This window comes from Pseudarthrobacter sp. CCNWLW207, assembly GCF_037203945.1.
Taxonomy (GTDB): Bacteria; Actinomycetota; Actinomycetes; order Actinomycetales; family Micrococcaceae; genus Arthrobacter.
The window spans coordinates 271,327-292,919 of the sequence record NZ_JBBCBS010000007.1; the positions used below are offsets into that span (position 1 = coordinate 271,327).

16 protein-coding genes are annotated in these 21,593 nt (G+C 63.8%); 12 read left to right on the plus strand and 4 right to left on the minus strand.

What is annotated here, in order from left to right; genetic code table 11:
• Positions 1-130: 130 nt before the first annotated feature.
• On the minus strand, positions 131-793 hold the full coding sequence (phoU, locus tag V9L17_RS14620) for a phosphate signaling complex protein PhoU (protein ID WP_337351951.1): 663 nt from the start codon (positions 791-793) through the stop codon (positions 131-133).
• A gap of 206 nt (positions 794-999) precedes the next feature.
• Between phoU and V9L17_RS14625 the strand changes: the two genes are divergently transcribed.
• Entirely contained in the window at positions 1,000-2,235 is a 1,236-nt protein-coding gene (locus tag V9L17_RS14625) for a sensor histidine kinase (RefSeq protein ID WP_337351971.1), read from the plus strand.
• Positions 2,232-2,912 (plus strand): response regulator transcription factor, encoded by a 681-nt coding sequence (locus V9L17_RS14630; RefSeq protein WP_337348096.1) that lies wholly within the window; start codon positions 2,232-2,234, stop codon positions 2,910-2,912. Before V9L17_RS14625 ends, V9L17_RS14630 begins: the two co-directional genes overlap by 4 nt.
• A 119-nt stretch (positions 2,913-3,031) precedes the next feature.
• On the opposite strand, the gene V9L17_RS14635 is transcribed toward V9L17_RS14630, so the two are convergent.
• Positions 3,032-3,577, minus strand: a complete 546-nt coding sequence (locus tag V9L17_RS14635; protein WP_337351972.1) for a hypothetical protein — start codon at positions 3,575-3,577, stop codon at positions 3,032-3,034.
• A 271-nt stretch (positions 3,578-3,848) separates the two neighbouring features.
• On the opposite strand from V9L17_RS14635, the gene V9L17_RS14640 reads away from it, so the two are divergent.
• From V9L17_RS14640 to V9L17_RS14670, 7 genes are all read left to right on the plus strand, one after another.
• The gene (locus V9L17_RS14640; protein ID WP_026266570.1) at positions 3,849-4,331 is read left to right on the plus strand and encodes a CarD family transcriptional regulator; all 483 of its coding nucleotides are present in this window, start codon (positions 3,849-3,851) and stop codon (positions 4,329-4,331) included.
• Between the two features lie 97 nt (positions 4,332-4,428).
• Positions 4,429-5,211 (plus strand): 2-C-methyl-D-erythritol 4-phosphate cytidylyltransferase, encoded by a 783-nt coding sequence (gene ispD / locus V9L17_RS14645; RefSeq protein ID WP_337351952.1) that lies wholly within the window; start codon positions 4,429-4,431, stop codon positions 5,209-5,211.
• Between the two features lie 2 nt (positions 5,212-5,213).
• Positions 5,214-5,744: a 2-C-methyl-D-erythritol 2,4-cyclodiphosphate synthase gene (gene ispF, locus V9L17_RS14650; protein WP_337351953.1), complete on the plus strand. Its 531-nt coding sequence runs from the start codon at positions 5,214-5,216 to the stop codon at positions 5,742-5,744.
• A complete protein-coding gene (cysS, locus tag V9L17_RS14655; protein ID WP_337351954.1) occupies positions 5,741-7,207 on the plus strand; it encodes a cysteine--tRNA ligase in 1,467 nt (488 codons plus the stop codon). Before ispF ends, cysS begins: the two co-directional genes overlap by 4 nt.
• 68 nt (positions 7,208-7,275) lie before the next feature.
• Positions 7,276-8,265, plus strand: a complete 990-nt coding sequence (gene rlmB / locus V9L17_RS14660; protein ID WP_066286985.1) for a 23S rRNA (guanosine(2251)-2'-O)-methyltransferase RlmB — start codon at positions 7,276-7,278, stop codon at positions 8,263-8,265.
• A gap of 100 nt (positions 8,266-8,365) precedes the next feature.
• The gene (gene glgX / locus V9L17_RS14665) at positions 8,366-10,477 is read left to right on the plus strand and encodes a glycogen debranching protein GlgX (RefSeq protein WP_337351955.1); all 2,112 of its coding nucleotides are present in this window, start codon (positions 8,366-8,368) and stop codon (positions 10,475-10,477) included.
• A gap of 25 nt (positions 10,478-10,502) precedes the next feature.
• Positions 10,503-10,859: a barstar family protein gene (locus V9L17_RS14670; protein ID WP_337351956.1), complete on the plus strand. Its 357-nt coding sequence runs from the start codon at positions 10,503-10,505 to the stop codon at positions 10,857-10,859.
• A gap of 42 nt (positions 10,860-10,901) precedes the next feature.
• Here the strand turns inward: V9L17_RS14670 and glgP are convergent, their stop codons facing one another.
• Entirely contained in the window at positions 10,902-13,520 is a 2,619-nt protein-coding gene (gene glgP / locus V9L17_RS14675) for an alpha-glucan family phosphorylase (RefSeq protein WP_337351957.1), read from the minus strand.
• A gap of 152 nt (positions 13,521-13,672) precedes the next feature.
• Here glgP and V9L17_RS14680 point away from each other — a divergent pair, with 152 nt between their 5' ends.
• From V9L17_RS14680 to V9L17_RS14690, 3 genes are read left to right on the plus strand one after another with little or no spacing between them, the layout of a single operon-like run.
• Positions 13,673-15,754: an alpha-1,4-glucan--maltose-1-phosphate maltosyltransferase gene (locus V9L17_RS14680; protein ID WP_337351958.1), complete on the plus strand. Its 2,082-nt coding sequence runs from the start codon at positions 13,673-13,675 to the stop codon at positions 15,752-15,754.
• The gene (treS, locus tag V9L17_RS14685) at positions 15,751-17,547 is read left to right on the plus strand and encodes a maltose alpha-D-glucosyltransferase (RefSeq protein ID WP_337351959.1); all 1,797 of its coding nucleotides are present in this window, start codon (positions 15,751-15,753) and stop codon (positions 17,545-17,547) included. The genes V9L17_RS14680 and treS overlap by 4 nt, the downstream gene beginning before the upstream one ends.
• A 1-nt stretch (position 17,548) precedes the next feature.
• Positions 17,549-21,220, plus strand: coding sequence for a 1,4-alpha-glucan branching enzyme (locus tag V9L17_RS14690; RefSeq protein ID WP_337351960.1), 3,672 nt, complete (start codon positions 17,549-17,551; stop codon positions 21,218-21,220).
• Here the strand turns inward: V9L17_RS14690 and V9L17_RS14695 are convergent.
• Positions 21,187-21,593 (minus strand): hypothetical protein (locus V9L17_RS14695; protein WP_337351961.1); only part of this gene is annotated, 407 nt, incomplete at its 5' end. The genes V9L17_RS14690 and V9L17_RS14695 overlap by 34 nt on opposite strands.

Here is a 21,593-nt window from a genome sequence, read left to right on the forward strand (position 1 = left end):
GCCGCGGCGTACGCCTTCCGGGCGGTCCCCACCCTGGTTATTATGTTGGGTTACAAACCAAATACGCCGGGGGGCGCGTACACCGGGCTGGGACGGGCCCGCCGTCGTTTGCTGGGCAGAAACGCAGCTGTCAGCTGTGCTCGGTGCCGTTCGGCTGCCAGGCACCGGTTACGAGGTAGGTGACTTTCTGGGCCACGGAAACGCCGTGGTCCGCGAAGCGCTCGAAATAACGGCTGGCGAGGGCCACGTCCACGGTGGTAGCGGGGGATTCCTGCCAGTCCGGGCTGGCGATTGCCTTGAACACGCTCAGGTGGAGGTCGTTAATGGCACTGTTCGCCTTCAGGATGTCGCGGGCAACTTCAAGGTTGCGGGTTTCCAGCAACACCGTCAGCTTGGCTGCGATCAGCTGGTCCAGTTCAGCCAGCTCCTTGAACGTATCGGTCATGGAGGCCGGGATCACCGTGGAGGGGAAGCGCAGCCGGGCCAACTGGGCGATGTGGCGGGCGAGGTCACCCATCCGCTCCAGCGACGCGCTCATGCGCAGCGAGCCCACCAGCATGCGGAGGTCGCTGGCGACCGGGCCCTGCAGGGCCAGGATGTCGATAGCGCGCTCGTCGAGGCTGTTCTGAAGGAAGTCGATCCGGGCGTCAGCTGCGATCACGTCCTGGGCCAAGTCCACGTCCGCCACCTGGAAAGACGTCGTTGCCTTTCCGATCGCTTCGCTGACCAGCTGTGAGATCTCGACGAGCTGCTCACCGACCTGGGCAAGTTCTTCCTGAAAAACCTTACGCACGTTGGCGTCCTTTCCTTGGAACCGCCCGCCGGCCTTGTCCGCCGGCGGGGATTCGTGTCGCCGTTCGGCAGTCCAACTCCATACTCTGCCAGCGGCTGGTGAACGATTGGCACTCGGCAGATGAACGTTAGTTGAACCGTCTCCCTCGGAGGGTCTGATGCGGCAATACCGCATTTCCCACAGCATAAGCTGGGAACGTGGATCCTATGCTCATCGGTGTCATTGCAGGCCTCGTCGGCCTGTCGTTCGGCACTTTCGGCGTGCTTGCTTTCAGGGTCAGCGAAAAGCAGCGTCAACTGCTCGATATCGACGTCGACGAACTCGCACTGCCGGCGGGCGCAGCTGAGGTGCTGGCCGTCGTCGGGCGTGCCTTTGTAGTGGTGGATGCCGTGGACGGTGTGGTCAGGGCCAGCCCGGCGGCCTACGCCTATGGCCTGGTGCGCGGCCATACCGTGGTTCACAAGCAGTTGCTGGACATGACCGCCGGCGTCCGCCGCGACGGCGTGATTATCGAGAAACAGCTGGAGCTGCCCCGTGGCCCGCTCGGCCAAGGGACCATCATCGTGCAAGTGCGTGCAGCCATGCTCGGAGAGGAATACATTCTCCTGCTGGCCGACGACCGCACCGAAATCACCCGGACCGAAGAAATCCGCAACGACTTTGTGGCCAACGTGTCCCACGAGCTGAAAACCCCGGTGGGGGCGATCTCCCTCCTCGCCGAAGCGCTGGAGTCCTCGGCTGACGACGAGGACGCCGTGCGCCGTTTCGCCAAGCGCATGCACAAGGAGTCCGGCCGCCTGGCGGCGCTCGTCCAGGACATCATCGAGTTGTCCCGATTGCAGGGGGCCAGTGTCACCCAGCAGGGAAGGCCCGTGGATATCAACACCGTCATCCATGAGGCCGTGGACCGGTCCCAGCTCCCCGCGGAAAGCAAAAACATCAAGATCGTCGTGGGCGGGCACGTGGACGGAAAGGTCTACGGGGACCCTGACCTGCTAGTCACGGCGCTGCGCAACCTGATTGACAACGCCATCCGGTACTCGCCGGAGAACACACGGGTCGGAGTGGGGGTCCGTGCCAAGGAAGGACTCATCGCCATCTCAGTGACCGACCAGGGCGAAGGATTGTCCCCGGAGGACCAGGAGCGCGTGTTCGAGCGTTTCTACCGCGTGGACGCCGCACGTTCCCGGCACACCGGCGGAACAGGCCTTGGACTGAGCATCGTCAAACACGTTGTCTCAAACCACGGTGGCGAGGTCACCCTGTGGTCCCAGCCCGGCCAAGGCTCCACCTTTACGCTGCGGCTTCCGGAAATGGAGGGACAGGACGTCCAGGACGAACCGGCCTCCAGCCCGCCCTCTGCACGGTCCCGGCACCACGCCGCCCACCACACCCATGAATCCCGCGCCGCCGGCGCACACGAACAAGGAGCTAGCGCTTGAGCAGGATCTTGATAGTTGAGGACGAAGAGTCGTTCAGCGACCCGCTGTCCTATTTGCTGGGCAAGGAAGGCTTCGAGGTGGAGGTCGTGGACAACGGCCTGGACGCCATCACCGAATTCGACCGCAACGGCGCCGACCTGGTTCTGCTGGACCTACAGCTCCCGGGCCTGTCCGGGACTGAAGTGTGCCGGCAACTCCGGCAGCGGTCCGGTGTTCCGGTCATTATGCTGACCGCCAAGGATTCCGAGATCGACAAAGTAGTGGGCCTGGAGTTGGGCGCCGACGACTACGTGACCAAGCCGTATTCCTCCCGCGAGCTGGTGGCCAGGGTAAGGGCTGTGCTCCGCCGCCAGGGCGAACCGGAAGAGCTGATCTCCTCCACGGTTCAGGCCGGACCCGTCCGGATGGACATCGAGCGGCATGTGGTGAGCGTGGGCGGCGAACAGGTGCTGCTGCCCCTGAAGGAGTTCGAACTGCTTGAAATGCTGCTCCGGAACTCGGGGCGCGTCCTGACGCGTGGCCAACTCATCGACCGGGTCTGGGGCTCCGACTACGTTGGCGACACCAAGACCCTTGACGTCCATGTCAAGCGGCTGCGGAGCAAGATTGAGCCGGATCCGTCGGCGCCTCGGTTCCTGGTGACGGTGCGCGGCCTCGGCTACAAGTTCGAACCCTGAGCCGGCGGGCTGCCTAAGACCGGATGCACAGCGCCGGACCCGTGCGCCGGAAGCACAAAGGAGGGGCTCCCAACGGGGAGCCCCTCCTTGTGCGTTCGGGTTCCGGACCCGGAAAGTGCCTAGTGCGCTGCGGCCGCAGAGGAGGTCGACGGCGTCGGCGTCGGCGAGCTCGTTCCGGTGGGCTCGCTGCCGCCCGGGACATACTCCTTGTACTCTTCCAAGGTTGCGTCCAGGACGGGGACGTCGATGGTGTCGGTCACGTTGGTGCCGCTTTCGGTGACCTTGACCGGCACCAGGGAGCCGGCAATACCGCCGCTGGTGCTGAGGATCGCTTCGTCGGTCGAGTCGTTGAGCAGCGTGTAGGAGTTTGCCTTCACAGATACCTGCGTCTGCGAGCCTTCAGCACCGTTGACCGTCAGCTTGACGTCCTGTGACGAGGAGTTGTACACCGCCCCGAGCAGGCGGCCGGGCTGGTCTTCGCCTGCAGAAACGATCAGGAAGTTCCGCAGCTGGAGGGGGCCCAGGTCCGCGCGGATGCCATCCGACGCGGAGTACTGGTGCGAAGTCTGCTGGGGGGTGATGTAGCCGCACCCGGTCACGGTCACCAGGCCGAGGCCCAGGGCAGCTGCCGCCATTGCCAGTTTGCCGCGCTGGGCCCGGTTCATCGCAGTGAAACGCACGTCACGTACTCCTCAAGAGTCTTGGAACATTATTCAGCCCATAGCCTATCCGCAAACCCGCCCAAACGCGGATTCCGGGCGGTCACATTGCCCTTGGCAGCGCCCCTTCGATGCACTATTATCTGCATCCGTCAAGGGGTTCAAGGGGGTCGATTCTGCCCATTTTCCGCGTATTCATGCGGTTCCGGGCCCCTTTCGCGGCCAGTCATATGCCCGAATCGTGATAAACTGGTCTGCGGGAAAGGGGAATGTCCACATGGTATTTGAGGTCGGCGAGACAGTAGTTTACCCTCACCACGGTGCTGCAAAAATTGAAGAAATCAAGATGCGCACCGTCAAGGGCGAAGAGAAAATGTATCTCAAGCTCAAGGTGGCTCAGGGTGATCTGACCATTGAAGTTCCAGCAGAAAACGTTGACCTTGTTGGGGTCCGGGACGTAGTGGGCAAGGAAGGCCTGGAGCACGTATTTGATGTGCTCCGTGCCGAGTTCACTGAAGAGCCCACCAACTGGTCACGCAGATACAAGGCAAATCTGGAGAAGCTTGCTTCCGGTGACGTCATCAAGGTAGCTGAGGTCGTCCGCGACCTCTGGCGCCGAGATCACGATCGGGGCCTTTCCGCAGGTGAGAAGCGAATGCTGGCCAAGGCCCGGCAGATTCTGATTTCAGAATTGGCGCTGGCCGAAAAGACCGACGAAGAGAAGGCTGCCAGCGTTCTCGACGAGGTCCTGGCTTCCTAAGAATTGAACCCCGGTGGCACGCAAGTGTCGCCGGGGTTTCTTTTTGCCCTGATGCAGGTCCGGCCGGGGCTGCCCCCGGGGACGTAGGCTAGTCCGCATGAGTGAAACACCCAACCGCCTTGTCACCGCAGTGATCCTGGTGGCCGCAGGTTCAGGGCAGCGGCTCGGCTACGGCATGCCAAAAGCTGCCGTGCCGCTGGGCGGCGAACCCCTTCTGACCCATGCCCTGCGCGGCGTCGTCGCGTCCGGAATCAGCAGCCAGGTCTGCGTTGCCCTGCCGGCTGGGGACGACGGCCTCCGCCGGCTTTGCGAGGACTTCCGGGAGGAACTGGCCGACGGCGGTCCTGTCCTGACGATCGTTGACGGCGGCGCCACACGTGCGGACTCCGTCCGGGCCGGCATCGCTGTCCTGATGGAAGGTATTGAGGCGGTCCTGGTGCACGACGCCGCGCGGGCGCTCACTCCCGAATCCGTCTTCCACCGGGTCGCTGACGCGTTGGCCGCCGGGGCCGCAGCGGTCATCCCCGCTGTCCCGGTGGTGGACACCGTCAAGACGGTCGCCGCCACCACGGGCCAGGACGGCGCGTTGGCGCCGGAAATCGTCACTGGGACCGCGCCGCGGGAGGAACTCCGCGCGGTCCAAACGCCTCAGGGTTTCCAGCTCAGCACCCTCCTGAAGGCGCACGAGGCGTCCCGGGCTTTGGATGAGAAGCAGTCGGCAGCCGTCACGGACGACGCCATGCTCGTGGAAATGGTCGGCACGCAGGTCTTCGCCGTCCGTGGCTCAACCCAGTCACTGAAGATCACCACGCCACTGGACCTGATCCTCGCCGAAGGGCTCCTGGAGGGGCCGCTGGGCACCCGCTGGGTGGAAGGCTGAACATGGGACAGGACAACATGATCCTGCCGCGCACTGGAATCGGGCTGGACGTGCATGCCTTCGCCCCCGCGGACAAACCCCGCCCATTGTGGCTGGGAGGGCTCCACTGGGAGGGTGAACGTGGCCTTGCAGGCCACTCTGATGGGGACCCCGTAGCGCACGCCGCGGCGGACGCACTGTTCTCGGCGGCTGGGATCGGAGACTTGGGAACCCACTTCGGAACGGACCGCCCCGAGTTTGCCGGCGCCTCCGGCGTAACGCTCCTTGCCGAGGCGGCCAGGATCGTGCGGGCTGCCGGTTTCGAGATCGGCAACGTCGCCGTGCAGTTTGTGGGCAACCGGCCCAAATTCGGGCCACGGCGGGAAGAATCCCAGCGCGTCCTGAGTGAAGCTGCTGGCGCTCCGGTCAGCGTCACGGCCACCACCAGCGACGGGCTGGGGTTCACTGGCAGGGGCGAGGGTATCTCGGCCATGGCCACCGCGCTGGTGTATCCCCTGGGTAACGCGCACTCTTCGGCTAATCTGGAGCGGTGACCCTGCGCTTTTACGACACAGCATCCGCCGAAGTCCGAGACTTCGTCCCCCTCGAACCGGGCAAGGCGAGCCTCTACTACTGCGGCGCTACCGTCCAGGGCATGCCCCATGTCGGACACATCCGTTCTGCCATTGCGTTCGACCAGCTCACCCGCTGGCTCAAGTACCGCGGGTACCGCGTCACGGTTGTCAGGAATGTCACCGACATCGATGACAAGATCCTTGCCAAGTCTGAGGCGTCCTTCGCGAAGAGCTTTTCGCCCGAACCTGGGGAGCTGCGCGAGGAGGAGTGGTGGGCATTGGCCTACCGCTACGAGCAGGAGTTCCTCAAGGCCTACGACACCCTTGGCGTGTCCCGGCCGACGTATGAGCCACGTGCCACCGGACACATTCCCGAGATGCATGCACTGATCCAGCAGTTGATCGACCGTGGCCACGCCTATCCCGCGCTGGATGACTCCGGCGACGTCTATTTCGACGTGCGATCCTGGGACCGGTATGGATCCTTGACCCGCCAGAACATCGATGACATGCAGGGCTCCCAGGATGCCGATCCGCGGGGAAAGAAAGACCCCCGTGACTTCGCGTTGTGGAAGGGCTCCAAAGAGGGAGAGCCGACGACGGCCAGTTGGGCCTCGCCCTGGGGCGCCGGCCGCCCGGGTTGGCACCTGGAATGCTCTGCCATGGTCACCAAATACCTTGGCACCGAGTTCGACATCCACGGAGGCGGGTTGGACCTGCGCTTCCCACACCACGAGAACGAGATGGCCCAGTCCCAGGCAGCAGGCCACGGCTTTGCCAATTTCTGGATGCACAACGGTATGGTCACGTACCAGGGCGAAAAGATGTCCAAGTCCATCGGCAACACCGTCAGCCCTGCCGAGATGCTGGAACTGGCCCCGGCGCGCGTCGTCCGGTATTACCTGGGGCAGGCGCACTACCGCTCCGTGTTGGACTACCGGCCCACGTCCCTGGAGGAGGCTGCGGCCGCCGTCGAACGCATTGATGGATTCCAGGCCAAAGCTGCGGCAAAATACAGTGACTTCGGCGACGTAAAGTCTTCATCATGGTCGCCCATCGATGAATTGTTCGAAGAGTTCGAAGCGGCCATGGATGATGACCTAAATATTCCGAGGGCTCTCGGCGCTCTACATCAGGTTGTCCGAGCCGGCAACGCCGCCTTGGCAGCCTCTGACGACGTCATTGCCCTCGCGGCCAAGCGCATGGTGAGTCTCATGACTGAAGTCCTGGGCCTGAACGCCGTTGCAGGCTCCGACGCAGGGGACAGCCGGGAAGCGGAGGCGCTCGGTGTGCTCGTTGAAGCCCAGCTCGTGGCCCGCGCCCAGGCCCGGGCCTCCAAGGACTGGGCCGCTTCGGACGCCATCCGGGACACGCTTAAGGCGGCTGGAATCGCCGTCGAGGACGGCCCCGACGGTGCCACCTGGAGCCTGCAGCGGGACTGAACCGGCGATTTTACTTGATTCAGTAGACTGGTAGGCAGACTCAGTCAAACAATCAAGGGTGGAACACAATGGCCAACAATGGTCGCCGATCGGTTAAAGCGAAGAAGGGCCCAACCATCGGAACCGGTGGTCACGGCCGTAAGGCCCTCGAAGGCAAGGGCCCCACGCCCAAGGCGGAGGACCGCCCTTACCACAAGGCCCACAAGAGCAAGCAGTTGGCGGAGAGGTCGGCCGCCAAGCGCGGGACCGGCGCCCGCAGCGCCGGCGCGGCCCGGACCGGTCCCAAGGGACGGGCTACCGAAGAGGTCGTCACCGGCCGCAACTCCGTGGTGGAAGCACTGCGTGCGGGCATCCCCGCCAAGGCACTGCACATCGCCATCCGGATCGAAATGGATGACCGCGTCAAGGAGTCCCTCAAGATCGCGGCCGAACGTGGCATCCCTTTGCTGGAAACCGGCAAGCCCGAACTGGACCGTATGACCGATGACGCTGTCCACCAGGGTCTGGTCCTTCAGATTCCGCCTTACGAGTACCAGGATGCGTATGACCTGGCGGAGGAAACCGTGGACCGCTGGAAGAAGGGCCACGTCGCTAACGCGCCGCTGTTTGTGGCCTTGGACGGCATTACCGATCCCCGCAACCTCGGCGCCATCATCCGCTCCGTTTCAGCCTTCAGCGGCCACGGCGTCATTGTCCCTGAACGCCGGTCCGTCGGCGTCACAGCCTCGGCCTGGAAGACCAGCGCCGGCGCGGCAGTACGGGTCCCGGTGGCACGCGCCGCCAACCTGAACAGCGCCCTCAAGCAGTTCAAGAACATGGGCATCTTCGTCCTCGGGCTCGACGGTGACGGCGACGTCTCGCTGCCGGATCTCACCCTCGCGACGGAACCGGTGTGCATCGTGGTCGGATCCGAAGGCAAGGGCCTGAGCCGCCTGGTCCGGGAAAACTGCGACCAGATCGTCTCCATCCCGATCGACTCCGCGATGGAATCGCTGAATGCCTCAATGGCCGTAGGAATTTCCCTTTACGAGGTTTCCCGGCAGCGCGCCACGAAGTAACACCGCAGCGTACGGATGAAGGGTGGCGGCTGCTTAAAGGGGGAACCGTCACATAACTGGAAGCACTGGCATTTTCGCGCCGGCGGCTAATATTTAGGTGATGGTTATGCCGCTTTTCGATACTGCTTCCACCATGGACGCCTCCACGGCGCGTCCCCTCGGTGTCAGCGTTCCGCGCCCGGACAACGGGGACGGCCATGTTCCGCAGTCCCGCGCGAACGTGGCCGTGTACGCGCCCGGCGTGGCCAGCCTGGAGATCGCGTACAAGGCGCCAGGCGGTGAATGGCAGCTCAAGGCGCTGCCGAACGTCACCCACGGCGTCCACCACGGCATCGTCGATGGTTTCCCCATCGGTTCGCGATATGGGTTCCGGGCGACGTCCAAAGAGGAATCGTTGCCGCTCTCAGTCCCCACCCTTGACCTGGACGACGACGGCGGGCAGCCGCTGCTGCTCGATCCTTACGGCCGGGCGGTGGACCAGCGGGAGGGATTCCTGACTAACGTCAGGATGGCCGCCGATTTCGATTGGGGCAACGACGCACGCCCTCGGACCCACTGGCGGAACACGATCATTTACGAGGCCCATGTCCGCGGCCAGAGCATGCTTCACCCGGACGTGCCCGAGGAACTCCGTGGCACGTACGCCGGCATGGCGCACCCGGCCATCATCGAGCACCTCAAGAGCCTGGGGATCACTTCCGTCCAGCTCCTGCCCGTGCATTTCCACCTTGACGAACCCCACCTCCAGAACCTTGCCCTGACCAACTACTGGGGCTATAACACCGCCGCCTTCTTCGCGCCCCATCCCAGCTACGCCACCCAGTCCGCGCAGGAAGCCGGCCCGCAGGCCATCCAGGATGAATTCAAGGGCATGGTCAAGCTGCTCCATGCAGCCGGGCTGGAAGTGATCCTGGATGTTGTCTACAACCACACGGCCGAGGGCGGGCCTGACCGGCCGGCGCTGAGCTTCCGTGGCCTTGGGGAGGACAAGTATTACCGGACGGACGGACACGGCAGGTATGTGGACACCACCGGCTGCGGAAACACCCTGAATTTTGGCGAACCCCGCGTGGTGCAGCTGGTGCTCGACTCCCTCAGGTACTGGGTTGACGAATTCCACATCGACGGCTTCCGGTTCGATCTTGCCGTGACGCTGTGCCGGAACGCGGCCAACGAATTTGATCCCCGGCACCCTTTCCTGGTGGCCATCGCGGCGGATCCGGTGTTGTCGGACGTGAAACTCATCGCCGAGCCGTGGGACGTGGGCTACGGGGGCTGGCAGACCGGGCGTTTCCCCGGCGGCTGGGTGGACTGGAACGACCACTTCCGGGACGGCGTGCGGTCTTTTTGGCTCGCTGACCGCGCCGCCATCGAAGCCGGCGGCCAGGGCGGTTCGGTGGCAAGGCTGGCCGACGCATTGTCCGGTTCTGCGGGGCTTTTTGAAGGGTCGGGGCGGTCCCGGCTGGCCTCGCTCAACTTCATCACGGCCCACGACGGCTTCACGCTCAATGACCTGGTCTCCTATGACCGCAAGCATAATGAAGCCAACGGTGAGCAGAACCGGGATGGCCACGGCGACAACCGCAGCTACAACCACGGTTTCGAGGGGCGCACTGAGAACGAGGCAATCCTGGCCGAGCGCGCGCAATCCCGGCGCAACCTGATGGCGTCCCTGATGATCTCCATGGGCGTGCCCATGATCACGGCAGGGGATGAGCTGGCCCGGACCCAGCAGGGAAACAACAACGCCTACTGCCAGGACAACCCGATCGCCTGGGTGGACTGGACCCGGACCCCTGAGTCCCATGAAATGCTGCGCAGCACCAAGAGGTACATCAGGCTGCGCAAGGAATTCCTGGCCAGCCAGCCCCATGACTTCCCTGTCCGGGATGAGCAGTCCTACCTCTTCTGGTTTGATCAGTCCGGCGAACCCATGTCCATGGACCGCTGGAATGACCCGCGGCACCGGACTATGCAACTCCTGCTCGGCTCGGACGACGGAACGCTGGCCGGGCTGGTGGTGGTCAACGGCAGCAACACTGACGTGAAGATCACCCTGCCCCAGGTCACCAATGACGACGGCACGCCGCACAGGTTATTTGAGCTCAGGCTCACGACGTCCCCGCTGCACGAGTTGCGCCAGGGAAGTGTCGTGGCCTCGGGTGAATCAGATGTGGTCCAGGCGAACTCGATCAACATTTACCGCACGTAGTCAGCAGAAGGCAGCTAGGCAAACTATGAAGATCTATTCCGCTGACACCTGGACCCTGGAAGAGCTGCAGGAGCAGGTCTCAGATGCCGGCCGTCGCAGCCTTGTGGTGCCGGCTGCCGACAGCAAGAAAGCCGTGCTTGAGACCTTCGGCGAAGTCCTGAACTTCCCGGAGCACGACGGCATCAATCTGGATGCCCTCAACGATTCGCTCCACGATTTTGCGGACAGCATCACGGACGACGGCCATCTGCCCGTCACCGTCCTGTGGCAGGTGGCCGCGCCATTCCGGGGCGACCGGTCCTTCGGCATCATCTGCGAGATCCTCCAGGACGCCGAAAGCTACGCTGGCAAAGACCTCAACGTCACGGCAGTGCTGCTCTGACCCAGCCGGCGCGCTCACGCGCCGGCTGCGTCAATGCAAATATCAGGCGTTGACGATCAGCCCCAGTTCCGCCTTGGAAGCCAGTGCCTCGTGCGTGGGCAGGACCCGAACCGTGTAGCCGAACGAGCCCGCCCGGTCAATGAGCAGTGATCCGCTGAACAGGTGCCGTCCGCCGCCAAGATCCTCCTGGGGCTTAAGCTCCATCACCGTGACGTCTGCAAGGGTGTCGTTCTCTTCGGCCCGTCCGTAGGCCACCTCCACCGAGACATCTTCAGGGGCGAGCGTATGGAGTGCCACATAGGCGTTGACCTGCAGGGTGTCGCCAATCTGCGGGTCTTCTGAAACGCCCACGGAATCCACGTGCTCCACATGGATCAGCGGCCAGGCGGCGCGGACCTCGGCAGTCCAGGCCGCCAGATCCCGGGCCTGGGCGTACGAATCCGTGACAGCCCTGCGGCCCGCTTCCGCTGCCGGCCGGTACAGCATGTTGACGTAGTCGCGCAGCATCCGTTCGGCCGACACAGCAGGGCCCAGGTGCGAGAGCGTGTGCTTGATCATGGACACCCAGTGCGTGGGGACCTTTTCAGTGCCGGATTCCGAGGGGCCCGCCGCACCGGCGTCTTCGGAGACGGTGTTCCCGTAGAAGCGCGGTGCCACCTGGGTCTCCAGCAGTTCATAGAGTGCGGCCGCCTCAATGTCGTCGCGTTCCTCGGGGGACGCGCCGTTGTTGGCGGTAGGGATCGCCCAGCCGTTTTCGCCGTCGTACATTTCGTCCCACCAGCCATCGAGCACTGAAAGGTTCAGCGAACCGTTGATGGCAGCCTTCATCCCGGACGTACCGCAGGCCTCCAAGGGCCGAAGGGGATTGTTGAGCCAGACGTCGCAGCCGGGGAACAGCGTGCGGGCCATGGCGATGTCGTAGTTGGGCAGGAAAGCGATCCGGTGCCGGACTTCAGGATCGTCGGTAAAGCGGACCAGTTCCTGGATCATCTTCTTGCCGGCGTCATCGGCCGGGTGGGACTTGCCGGCGATGACCAGCTGGATGGGATGCTCCTTGTGCAGCAGCAGTGCCTTCAGCCGGTCTGGTTCGCGCAGCATCAGCGTCAGTCGCTTGTATGTGGGCACGCGGCGGGCAAAGCCGATCGTCAACACGTCGGGGTCCAGCACGCTGTCGGTCCAGCCGAGTTCGGCGTCGGCGGCCCCACGCTTCTTCCAGGCGGCGCGGAGGCGGCGGCGGACGTCCTCCACCAGCGCCGCACGCATCGCCCGGCGCAGGGCCCAGACATCGGCGTCGCTGACGTTGTATGCCAGGTCCCACCGGCCGTTGGCCTCAGCCTCCGTACCGAACTGCTCCCTGGCCAGTTTGGAGATCCGGCCGTCCACCCAGGTGGGCACATGCACGCCGTTCGTCACCGACGTAATGGGCACCTCGGAGTGGTCGAACCCCGGCCAGAGGGCGGAGAACATGCCGCGGGACACTTCGCCATGGAGCTTGGCAACGCCATTGGCCCGCTGCGCGAGCCGCAGCCCCATCACTGCCATGTTGAACACCGAAGGGTTGCCGTCGGCGTAGTTCTCGCGGCCCAGCTCAAGGATCCTGTCCACCGGTACCGCCGGAGCGAGCCCGGCCTGGAAGAAGTGCTGGATCTGCGAAACCTCGAACCGGTCGATGCCTGCCGGGACCGGCGTGTGGGTGGTGAAAACCGTGGAGGCGCGGCCGGCCGCCAGGGCCTCTTCAAAGCTCAGCGCGTCCTCGCCGGACATGAGTTCCTGGATGCGTTCAATTCCGAGGAATCCTGCGTGGCCTTCGTTGGTGTGGAACACTTCCGGGGCGTCACGGCCCGTGAGGCGCTGGTATGCCCGCAGCGCCTTCACGCCTCCCATGCCCAGGAGGAGTTCCTGCTGGAGCCGGTGGTCCCCGCCGCCGCCGTACAGGCGGTCGGTGATCCCGCGCGCGGCGTCGTCGTTGCCGGGAACGTTTGAGTCCAGGAGCAGGAGGGGAACGCGTCCGACGTCGGCACGCCAGATGTGTGCCAGCAGCCGCCGGCCGTTGGGGAGCGGGAGAGAGATCTGGAGGGGGCGGCCGTTACCGTCACCCGATGGTTCGCGCAGCAGGGTCAGCGGCAGTCCGTCAGGATCCAGTACCGGATACGTCTCTTGCTGCCAGGCGTCGCGCGAGAGCGACTGCTTGAAGTACCCCGCCTGGTAGAGCAGGCCAACACCGATCAGGGGGACGCCAAGGTCCGAGGCCGCCTTCAGGTGGTCGCCCGCCAGGATGCCGAGGCCTCCCGAATACTGCGGGAGCACCTCGGTGATACCGAACTCCGGCGAAAAGTAGGCGATGGAGGTTGGGGCGTCGGATCCCAAGCCCTGGTACCAGCGTGGCTCCTCAAGGTATCGGTCGAGGTCCTCCTCGGCGGCGCGTACGCGCTCCACCACTGACTGGTCTGCCGCCAGGCGCTGGAACTCTTCGCGGCTTACCAGCCCGAGGAAGCTCACGGGATCCTGGCCGCTTTCCTCCCAGACCTTGGGGTGCAGGCCCGCGAAGAGTTCACGGGTGGGCCGGTGCCAGGACCAGCGCAGGTTGGTAGCCAACCGGGCCAGCGGCCTGATCGGTTCAGGGAGAACGGTTCGGACGGTAAATCTGCGGATTGCCTTCACCTGCGCCACACTAATCGACAACATGGGCGGCCGGAACAGCTTTAGCTTTCTTTTAGGTAAATGACAGATGAGGCCCCGGAAAAGTCGAATCGCCCACGTGAAAAACTGCGCAGGCTTAGCAATCTCGGTGATTTCTCGCTAACGTCGAGCCTGTGACGACTAAATCAGGTACCAGTGCAGCAGCAAAGCAAAAGCCGAAGGGCCGCATCACTGACGGTCTGCGGTTTGGCCGTTTTCCCATCACCGACGTGCAGCCCGTGGTGGAGGGAGGAAAGTTTCCCGCCAAGGCGTTGCCGGGCGAAGGAATCGTGGTGGGAGCCACTGCATTCCGTGAAGGCCATGACATGCTCGGAGTCAGCGCCGTCCTCCTGGACCCTAAAGGCAAGGAACGCCAGCGGGTCAGGCTCGCAGCCCCGCGTGGGGAACGCGGAATGGGGACGGACCGCTGGGAAGGTATCCTCACGCCGTCGGGCACGGGAAACTGGACTTTCCTCATCGAGGCCTGGCACGACCGCTATGGAACATGGCATCACAACGCCGAAGTGAAGGTTGCGGCCGGGATCGACGTCGAGCTGATGCTGGCAGAGGGAGCGGCGCTGCTATCGGAAGCCGCCGAGGAATCCTTCCGTAACGCGTCCGACCGCCGGACCCTGCGGATGGCCGCTTCCATGCTGGCCAACGCATCCCTCACCGACGAGGAGCGGCTGGCCGCGGGCTTCAGCCCGGAAGTTGCCGCCGTCGTTGACCGCCAACCGATCCGTGAACTGGTTGCCGTGTCCCAGCAGTACCCCCTGTTCGTCGAACGCGACCTCGCCGGACGCGGCGCCTGGTACGAATTCTTCCCCCGTTCGGAGGGAGCCGTCCGGGATCACTCCACGGGTGCCTGGACCTCGGGCAATTTCCGGACCGCGGCCAAGCGGCTGGACGCCGTGGCCGCCATGGGCTTTGACGTGCTCTACATGCCGCCCATCCACCCGATCGGTGTGCAGCACCGGAAGGGGCCCAACAACACCCTGATCGCCGGGCCCCACGACCCCGGCTCGCCCTGGGCCATCGGCGCCAAGGAAGGTGGCCACGATGCCATCCACCCGGACCTGGGTACCTTCGAGGACTTTGATGCCTTCGTCGCCCGGGCCAACGAACTCGGGCTGGAAGTCGCGCTGGACCTGGCCCTCCAGGCCGCCCCTGACCACCCCTGGGTGGAAAGCAATCCGGAATGGTTTACCACGCGTGTGGACGGCAGCATCGCCTATGCAGAAAACCCGCCCAAAAAATACCAGGATATTTATCCCCTGAATTTCGACAATGACCCGGAGGGCCTGTCGAAGGAAATCCTCCGGATTGTGCTGCTGTGGGTCAGCCACGGCGTCAAGATTTTCCGCGTGGATAATCCGCACACCAAGCCCGTCTGGTTCTGGGAATGGCTCATTGCCCAAGTCAACAAAAAGGTCCCCGGTGTGGTGTTCCTCGCCGAGGCCTTCACCAGGCCGGCGATGATGCACGCGCTGGGCCGGGCAGGATTCCAGCAGTCCTACACCTACTTCACCTGGCGGAACACCAAGAAGGAACTCGAAAGCTACTTCACCGAAGTCAGCCATGAGTCGGCCGCCTTCTTCCGGCCCAACTTTTTCGTCAACACCCCGGACATCCTGACGGAGTACCTCCAGTACGGCGGCCCGGCGGCCTTCAAGATCCGCGCAGCCCTGGCTTCCACTGCCAGCCCGCTGTGGGGTGTCTACGCCGGTTACGAACTGTATGAACACGTCGCCCGGCCCGGCGCTGAGGAGTACATCGACAACGAAAAGTTCGAGTACAAGGCACGCGACTGGGACGCCGCTGCGGCATCAGGGCGCACGCTCGCGCCCTACATCACCCGGCTCAACGCCATCCGGCACGCCCATCCGGCGCTGCAGGACCTGCAGAACCTGACGGTGCATCACAGCACTGATGACGCCACGGTGGTGTACTCCAAGCACAAGACCCTCCCGGACGGCACCAAGGACACCATCATCGTGGTAGTCAACGTAGATCCGCACGGAACCAGGGAAAGCACCGTCTCCCTTGACTTGGCAGCGCTGGAGCTCGATCCGGAGGACCTGTCGCCCAACGGCGGCTTCCGGGTGGAGGACCTCATTACCGGTGAAACCTGGGAATGGGGCGAATACAACTATGTCCGCCTGGACTCGCACGTCGAGCCCGCACACATCTTGAGCGTGAGGAGAATGCATCAGTGAGTTTTAACCCGCAAGGATCCGGCCAGCATTTCACTCCTAAGAGCACGTTCGAGCTGAACGCGCCAGGACTTCAACACGACCCGCATTGGTACCGGAAGGCCGTGTTCTATGAAGTGCTGGTCAGGGCCTTTGCGGATGCGAACGGCGATGGCTCCGGTGACTTCAGCGGCCTGATCGACAGGCTTGACTACCTGCAGTGGCTCGGAGTGGACTGCCTGTGGCTGCCGCCGTTCTTCCAGTCCCCGTTGCGCGATGGCGGCTACGACATCTCGGACTACAACTCCGTGTTGGATGAATTTGGCACCATCAGCGACTTCAAACGCCTGGTGGCCGAATCACATGCCCGTGGCGTACGGGTCATTATCGACCTCCCGCTGAACCACACATCGGACCAGCACCCCTGGTTCCAGGAATCACGCAAGGATCCCGACGGCCCGTTCGGCGACTTCTACGTCTGGAGTGATACCGACGAAAAGTACCAGGATGCGCGCATCATCTTTGTTGACACGGAGGAATCCAACTGGACCTTCGACCCCATCCGGCGGCAGTTTTTCTGGCATCGCTTCTTCAGCCACCAGCCCGACCTGAACTTCGAAAATCCCAAGGTTATCGAAGCGCTGTTCGACGTGGTCCGGTTCTGGCTGGACCAGGGTATTGACGGCTTCCGCGCCGACGCCATTCCCTACCTCTTCGAAGAGGAGGGCACCAACTGCGAGAACTTGCCGGCCACGCACGACTTCCTGCGGAAGCTTCGGAGAATGGTCGACGAGAGCTATCCGGGCCGTGTCATCATCGCCGAGGCCAACCAGCCGCCCAACGAAGTGGTGGAATATTTCGGTACGGAGGAAGAACCCGAATGCCACATGGCGTTCCACTTCCCCATCATGCCCCGCCTCTATTACGCGCTCCGCGACCAGAAGGCCGCGCCCATCATCGCAACCATGCACGACACCCCCGAGATCCCGGACGGGGCACAGTGGGGGACGTTCCTGCGCAACCACGATGAACTGACCCTCGAAATGGTCACCGCGGACGAGCGCGCCGCAATGCTCGGGTGGTACGCGCCGGATCCGCGCATGCGGGCAAACATTGGTATTCGGCGCCGGCTGGCACCGTTGCTGGATAACTCCCGGGCGGAGATCGAACTGATCAACGCGCTCCTGTTGTCCTTGCCTGGAAGCCCGTTCCTGTACTACGGGGACGAGATCGGCATGGGGGACAACATCTGGCTCGAGGACCGCGACGCAGTCCGCACGCCGATGCAGTGGAACCCGGACCGTAACGCGGGATTCTCCAACGCCGACCCCGGGAAACTCTATCTACCGGTGATCCAGTCGCTTGTGTATAACTACAGCATGGCCAACGTCGAGGCGGAGGCAGCCCATTCGGGATCCTTGCTCCGCTGGACGCGGCAAATCCTCAGCGTCCGCAAGAACCACCCGGCCTTCGGACTGGGGGCGTTCAAGCACGTTGAGGCCGATCACGATGCCGTGGTGGCCTATCTTCGGGAACTCTCGGACGACAACACCGCGGGGGAGGACGGCGAGACGATTCTCTGCGCCTTCAACCTCTCCCAGCATCCGGTGGCTACGAAACTCCGTGTTCCCCAGTTTGCGGGCCGCGGCCTCCGCGATGTTTTCGGCGGTCAGCCCTTCCCCGGAGTCGATGGGGACGGCACGCTGACGTTGACGCTCGGCAGCCACGATTTCTTCTGGCTGCGGATCCGTTCGGCAGCCTCTAACCCGGCTTCGCCTTACACGCAAGCGCTCCCAATCCTGTCCATCGAGAACTGATATGAGCGAGCCGATCCTCACCCCGGCCCTGGCTGCGCTGCTGCAGGAATGGCTCCCGCGCCAACGCTGGTTCCCGGTCAAGACAGCCGATTTCTCATTGGAACAGGTGGGCGGCCTTGGCTTGGCAGACCGCTCAGCGATGGCCCGGCTGGAGGTTTTCCTCCTGGCTGTCACGTCGGCAACGGCCGACGGCGGTCGGCGGACCGATGTGCTCCAGGTTCCGCTGAGCCGGCGTGCAGGGCAGGCCGGCGAACTGGAGCGCGCGCTGGTTGGCCATGACGCCGCGGACGATGAATGGCCCTGGGTTTACGATGCCGTTCACGATCCTGACTTTGTCGCCGCCTGGCTGGAACTGATCCGTACCGCCAGTGCAGCAATTGCAGGGAATGCGGCCGGCTACCGGTCGCCGTCCGACTACCGCCTGCCCACGGCACACGGTGTAGTGAAAGTGCTGTCGGGGGAGCAGTCCAACAGTTCAGTGATCGTGGACGACGGCGAGTCGGCGGCGATCGTGAAATTCTTCCGCGTGCTGTCCAACGGAGCAAACCCCGAAGTCGAAGTGGGGGCCGCACTGACTGCAGCCGGCACCTCGGAGGTTCCTGCCACCTTGGGCTGGGTCCGCGGCGAATGGAATGTCCCCGGGGCAAACTCCTATTCCGTGGCCCACGGTGAACTTGCCGTCGCGCACGAGTTCCTCGCCGGCGGACGGGACGCCTGGCGGCTCGCCGTGGACGCTGCCCGCACCGGAACAGACTTCACCGCGGAGGCCCATGCCCTGGGAGCCGCGACGGCAACTGTCCACCGCCGCCTGGCGGAGGCCTTGGGCGTGTCTGACGAAGCGGTCCCGGGCGCGGTCATCGCACCCGGAGTAGCCGAACGCGTCCGGAAGACGTGGACGGAGGCTGGTGCCGCCGTCGGGCCTTATGACCGGGAACTCGACGCCCTGCTGAGCGCGCTCGACGGCGTTCCCGCAGGTCCGCTGCAACGGATCCACGGCGATCTCCACCTTGGCCAGATCCTCCAGGTGCCCGGACGCGGCGGAGCTGCGCGGTGGGCGATTTTGGACTTTGAGGGCGAACCCCTTCGGCCCATCGCCGAACGCAACTTTCCGGATGTCCCGCTGCGCGATGTCGTAGGGATGCTCCGCTCGTTCGACTACGCGGCGGGGGCCGCCGAACGCGAACAGGAAGGCGCACTCGTACCGGAATCGTGGGTCGAGGACTGCGCGGAAGCATTCCTCACCGGCTACACATCTGTCACACCCGGCACCATCGACCGCCATTCGCCCTTGTTTGTGGCATTGTGGCTGGACAAAGCGCTGTATGAAGTTGTTTATGAATTGCGGAACAGGCCGGACTGGCTGGCGATTCCAGCTAACGCCTCCAGGCGGCTGCTCAGCGGTAAAGGCTCCGGCGATCAGGCCGGGGCGGCATCGGAAGGTAACAAAATGACAGGCTCAGCACGTACCGATCGGCCCCGGGTGCCCCTCCATGTGGACCCGGACACCCTGGGCAGGGTAGCCAACGGGGAGCACCACGCGCCGCACTCCATCCTGGGTGCCCATCTGGATGACCACGGGCATGTGACAGTCCGGACGATCAAGCACTTGGCTGAAGCCGTGTCCGTGGTGACAGCATCCGGCGCCGTGCCCATGGCCCACGAGGCCCACGGCGTCTGGGTTGCCGTTCTCGAACCGGAGCAGCCGGGCCATGTGCCGGACTACCGGCTCGAAGTGACATACCCGGGCGCGGCTCCGCTCACGATGGACGAACCGTACCGTTACCTGCCAACTGTGGGGGAAGTGGACCTGCACCTTATCGGCGAGGGCCGGCACGAGAAACTCTGGGAGGTGCTGGGCGCCCATGTCCAGCACTACAAATCCCCGCTGGGTGACGTTGACGGCGTATCTTTCGCCGTATGGGCCCCGAACGCCCAGGCTGTCCGCGTCAAGGGCGACTTCAACGCCTGGGACGGCCGCGAAAACTCCCTGCGGTCCCTCGGCTCCTCGGGAGTCTGGGAAGTGTTTCTTCCCGGCGTTTTAGCAGGGGCGTGCTACAAATTCGAAATTAAGACCAAGGCCGGACACTGGGTGGAAAAGGCTGATCCGCTGGCCTTTGGCACGGAGGTCCCGCCGCTGACGGCCTCCCGCGTAGTGGAACCTTCCTATGCGTTCAAGGACGCCGAATGGATGGAGGCCCGCGCGCAGCGGGACCCGCACAATTCGCCCATGAGCGTCTACGAAGTCCACCTTGGCTCCTGGCGGCTTGGCCTCGGCTACCGTGAGCTGGCCAAGGAACTGGTGGAGTACGTCAAGTGGCTCGGGTTCACCCACGTTGAGTTCATGCCGGTGGCAGAACACCCGTTCGGAGGGTCCTGGGGCTACCAGGTCACGTCCTACTTTGCCCCCACCTCGCGGTTCGGACACCCGGACGAGTTCCGTTTCCTGGTGGATACGCTGCACCAAGCCGGCATCGGTGTGCTCCTGGACTGGGTACCTGCCCACTTCCCCAAGGATGCCTGGGCTCTGGCGCAGTTCGACGGCGAACCTCTGTACGAGCACGCCGACCCCAACCTGGGCGAACACCCCGACTGGGGAACACTGATCTTCGACTTCGGCCGCACCGAGGTCCGGAACTTCCTGGTGGCCAACGCGCTGTACTGGCTGGACGAATTCCACATCGATGGCCTTCGCGTGGACGCCGTGGCTTCCATGCTGTACCTGGACTACTCCCGCGAGGACGGCCAGTGGCAGCCCAACCGCTTCGGCGGTCGCGAAAACCTTGAAGCGATCTCGTTCCTTCAGGAAGTCAACGCCACGGTGTACAAGACCCACCCTGGCGCAGTCATGATTGCCGAGGAATCAACGGCATTCCCCGGCGTGACCGCGCCTACCAGCCACAGCGGCCTCGGATTCGGCCTCAAATGGAACATGGGGTGGATGCACGATTCCCTCAAGTACGCCTCCGAAGACCCGGTCAACCGCAAGTGGCACCACGGGACGGTGACCTTCTCACTGGTCTACGCGTTCACGGAGAACTTCCTGCTGCCCATCAGCCACGATGAAGTAGTGCACGGCAAGGGCTCGATGCTCAGGAAGATGCCGGGCGACCGGTGGCAGCAGCTGGCCAACCTGCGGACCTTCCTCGCCTACCAGTGGGCCCATCCGGGCAAGCAGCTCATCTTCATGGGCACAGAATTCGGCCAGGAGGCCGAATGGTCTGAACAGCACGGCCTGGACTGGTGGCTTGCCGACATTCCGGCCCACCGTGGCGTGCAGCTCCTGACCAAGGACCTGAACGAGCTGTACAGTTCAACGCCTCCGCTGTACGAGAGGGACAACGAACCCGGCGGTTTCCAGTGGATCAATGGTGGGGACGCGGACCGCAACGTCCTGAGCTTCGTCCGGTGGGACAAGAACGGCAATCCGCTGGTCGTCGCCATCAACTTCTCCGGTGGTCCCCACGTGGGCTTCACCCTGGGTGTCCCATCGAAGGGTGTTTGGCGGGAAGTCCTGAACACGGACTCTCCGGCCTATGGGGGATCGGGCGTGCTCAACGCCGGAGAGCTGAAGGCCAGCGCTGAGCCGCTGGACGGTCAGCCGGCAACGTTGACTGTCACTCTTCCGCCGCTCGGGGCCGCCTATTTCAAGCCCGGTGCCGCAGCTGACGTGTGAGCTAGCGGACACTTTTGGCCGCTGAAAAAGCCCGGAATCCTTGTGATTCCGGGCTTTTTCGCACCCCGAAGGTTCTGCCGGAGGGCCCGCCTCTGGGGATGGTTGGCCATCCCGGCAAAGTGGTGGTAGAGTTTATTTCCGCGCTGCTCCACGGAGTCAGACCGAAAAACCGACACGAAAGCCTCAGGCTGATGAAGGTCGCGGACGCCGGTTTGACAAGATGGAAGACAGCCGGTAAGTTTGAAAAGTTGCTCCGGAGCGATCCATGGCTGTTGTTTGGTTGTGGTGGTGCCGGGTGTGTCTGTTGTTTGAGAACTCAATAGTGTGCCAAGTTTGTTGATACCAATTGTTTTTTGATTGGTTGTTTTGGCCA

Excerpts from the sequence above, each read along its gene's own strand:
- V9L17_RS14625 (WP_337351971.1), top strand. The coding sequence starts at position 1,000 with ATGCTCATCGGTGTCATTGCAGGCCTCGTCGGCCTGTCGTTCGGCACT.
- V9L17_RS14635 (WP_337351972.1), bottom strand. The coding sequence starts at position 3,577 with ATGAACCGGGCCCAGCGCGGCAAACTGGCAATGGCGGCAGCTGCCCTG.
- V9L17_RS14640 (WP_026266570.1), top strand. The coding sequence starts at position 3,849 with ATGGTATTTGAGGTCGGCGAGACAGTAGTTTACCCTCACCACGGTGCT.
- ispD (WP_337351952.1), top strand. The coding sequence starts at position 4,429 with ATGAGTGAAACACCCAACCGCCTTGTCACCGCAGTGATCCTGGTGGCC.
- ispF (WP_337351953.1), top strand. The coding sequence starts at position 5,214 with ATGGGACAGGACAACATGATCCTGCCGCGCACTGGAATCGGGCTGGAC.
- rlmB (WP_066286985.1), top strand. The coding sequence starts at position 7,276 with ATGGCCAACAATGGTCGCCGATCGGTTAAAGCGAAGAAGGGCCCAACC.
- glgX (WP_337351955.1), top strand. The coding sequence starts at position 8,366 with ATGGTTATGCCGCTTTTCGATACTGCTTCCACCATGGACGCCTCCACG.
- V9L17_RS14670 (WP_337351956.1), top strand. The coding sequence starts at position 10,503 with ATGAAGATCTATTCCGCTGACACCTGGACCCTGGAAGAGCTGCAGGAG.
- V9L17_RS14690 (WP_337351960.1), top strand. The coding sequence starts at position 17,549 with ATGAGCGAGCCGATCCTCACCCCGGCCCTGGCTGCGCTGCTGCAGGAA.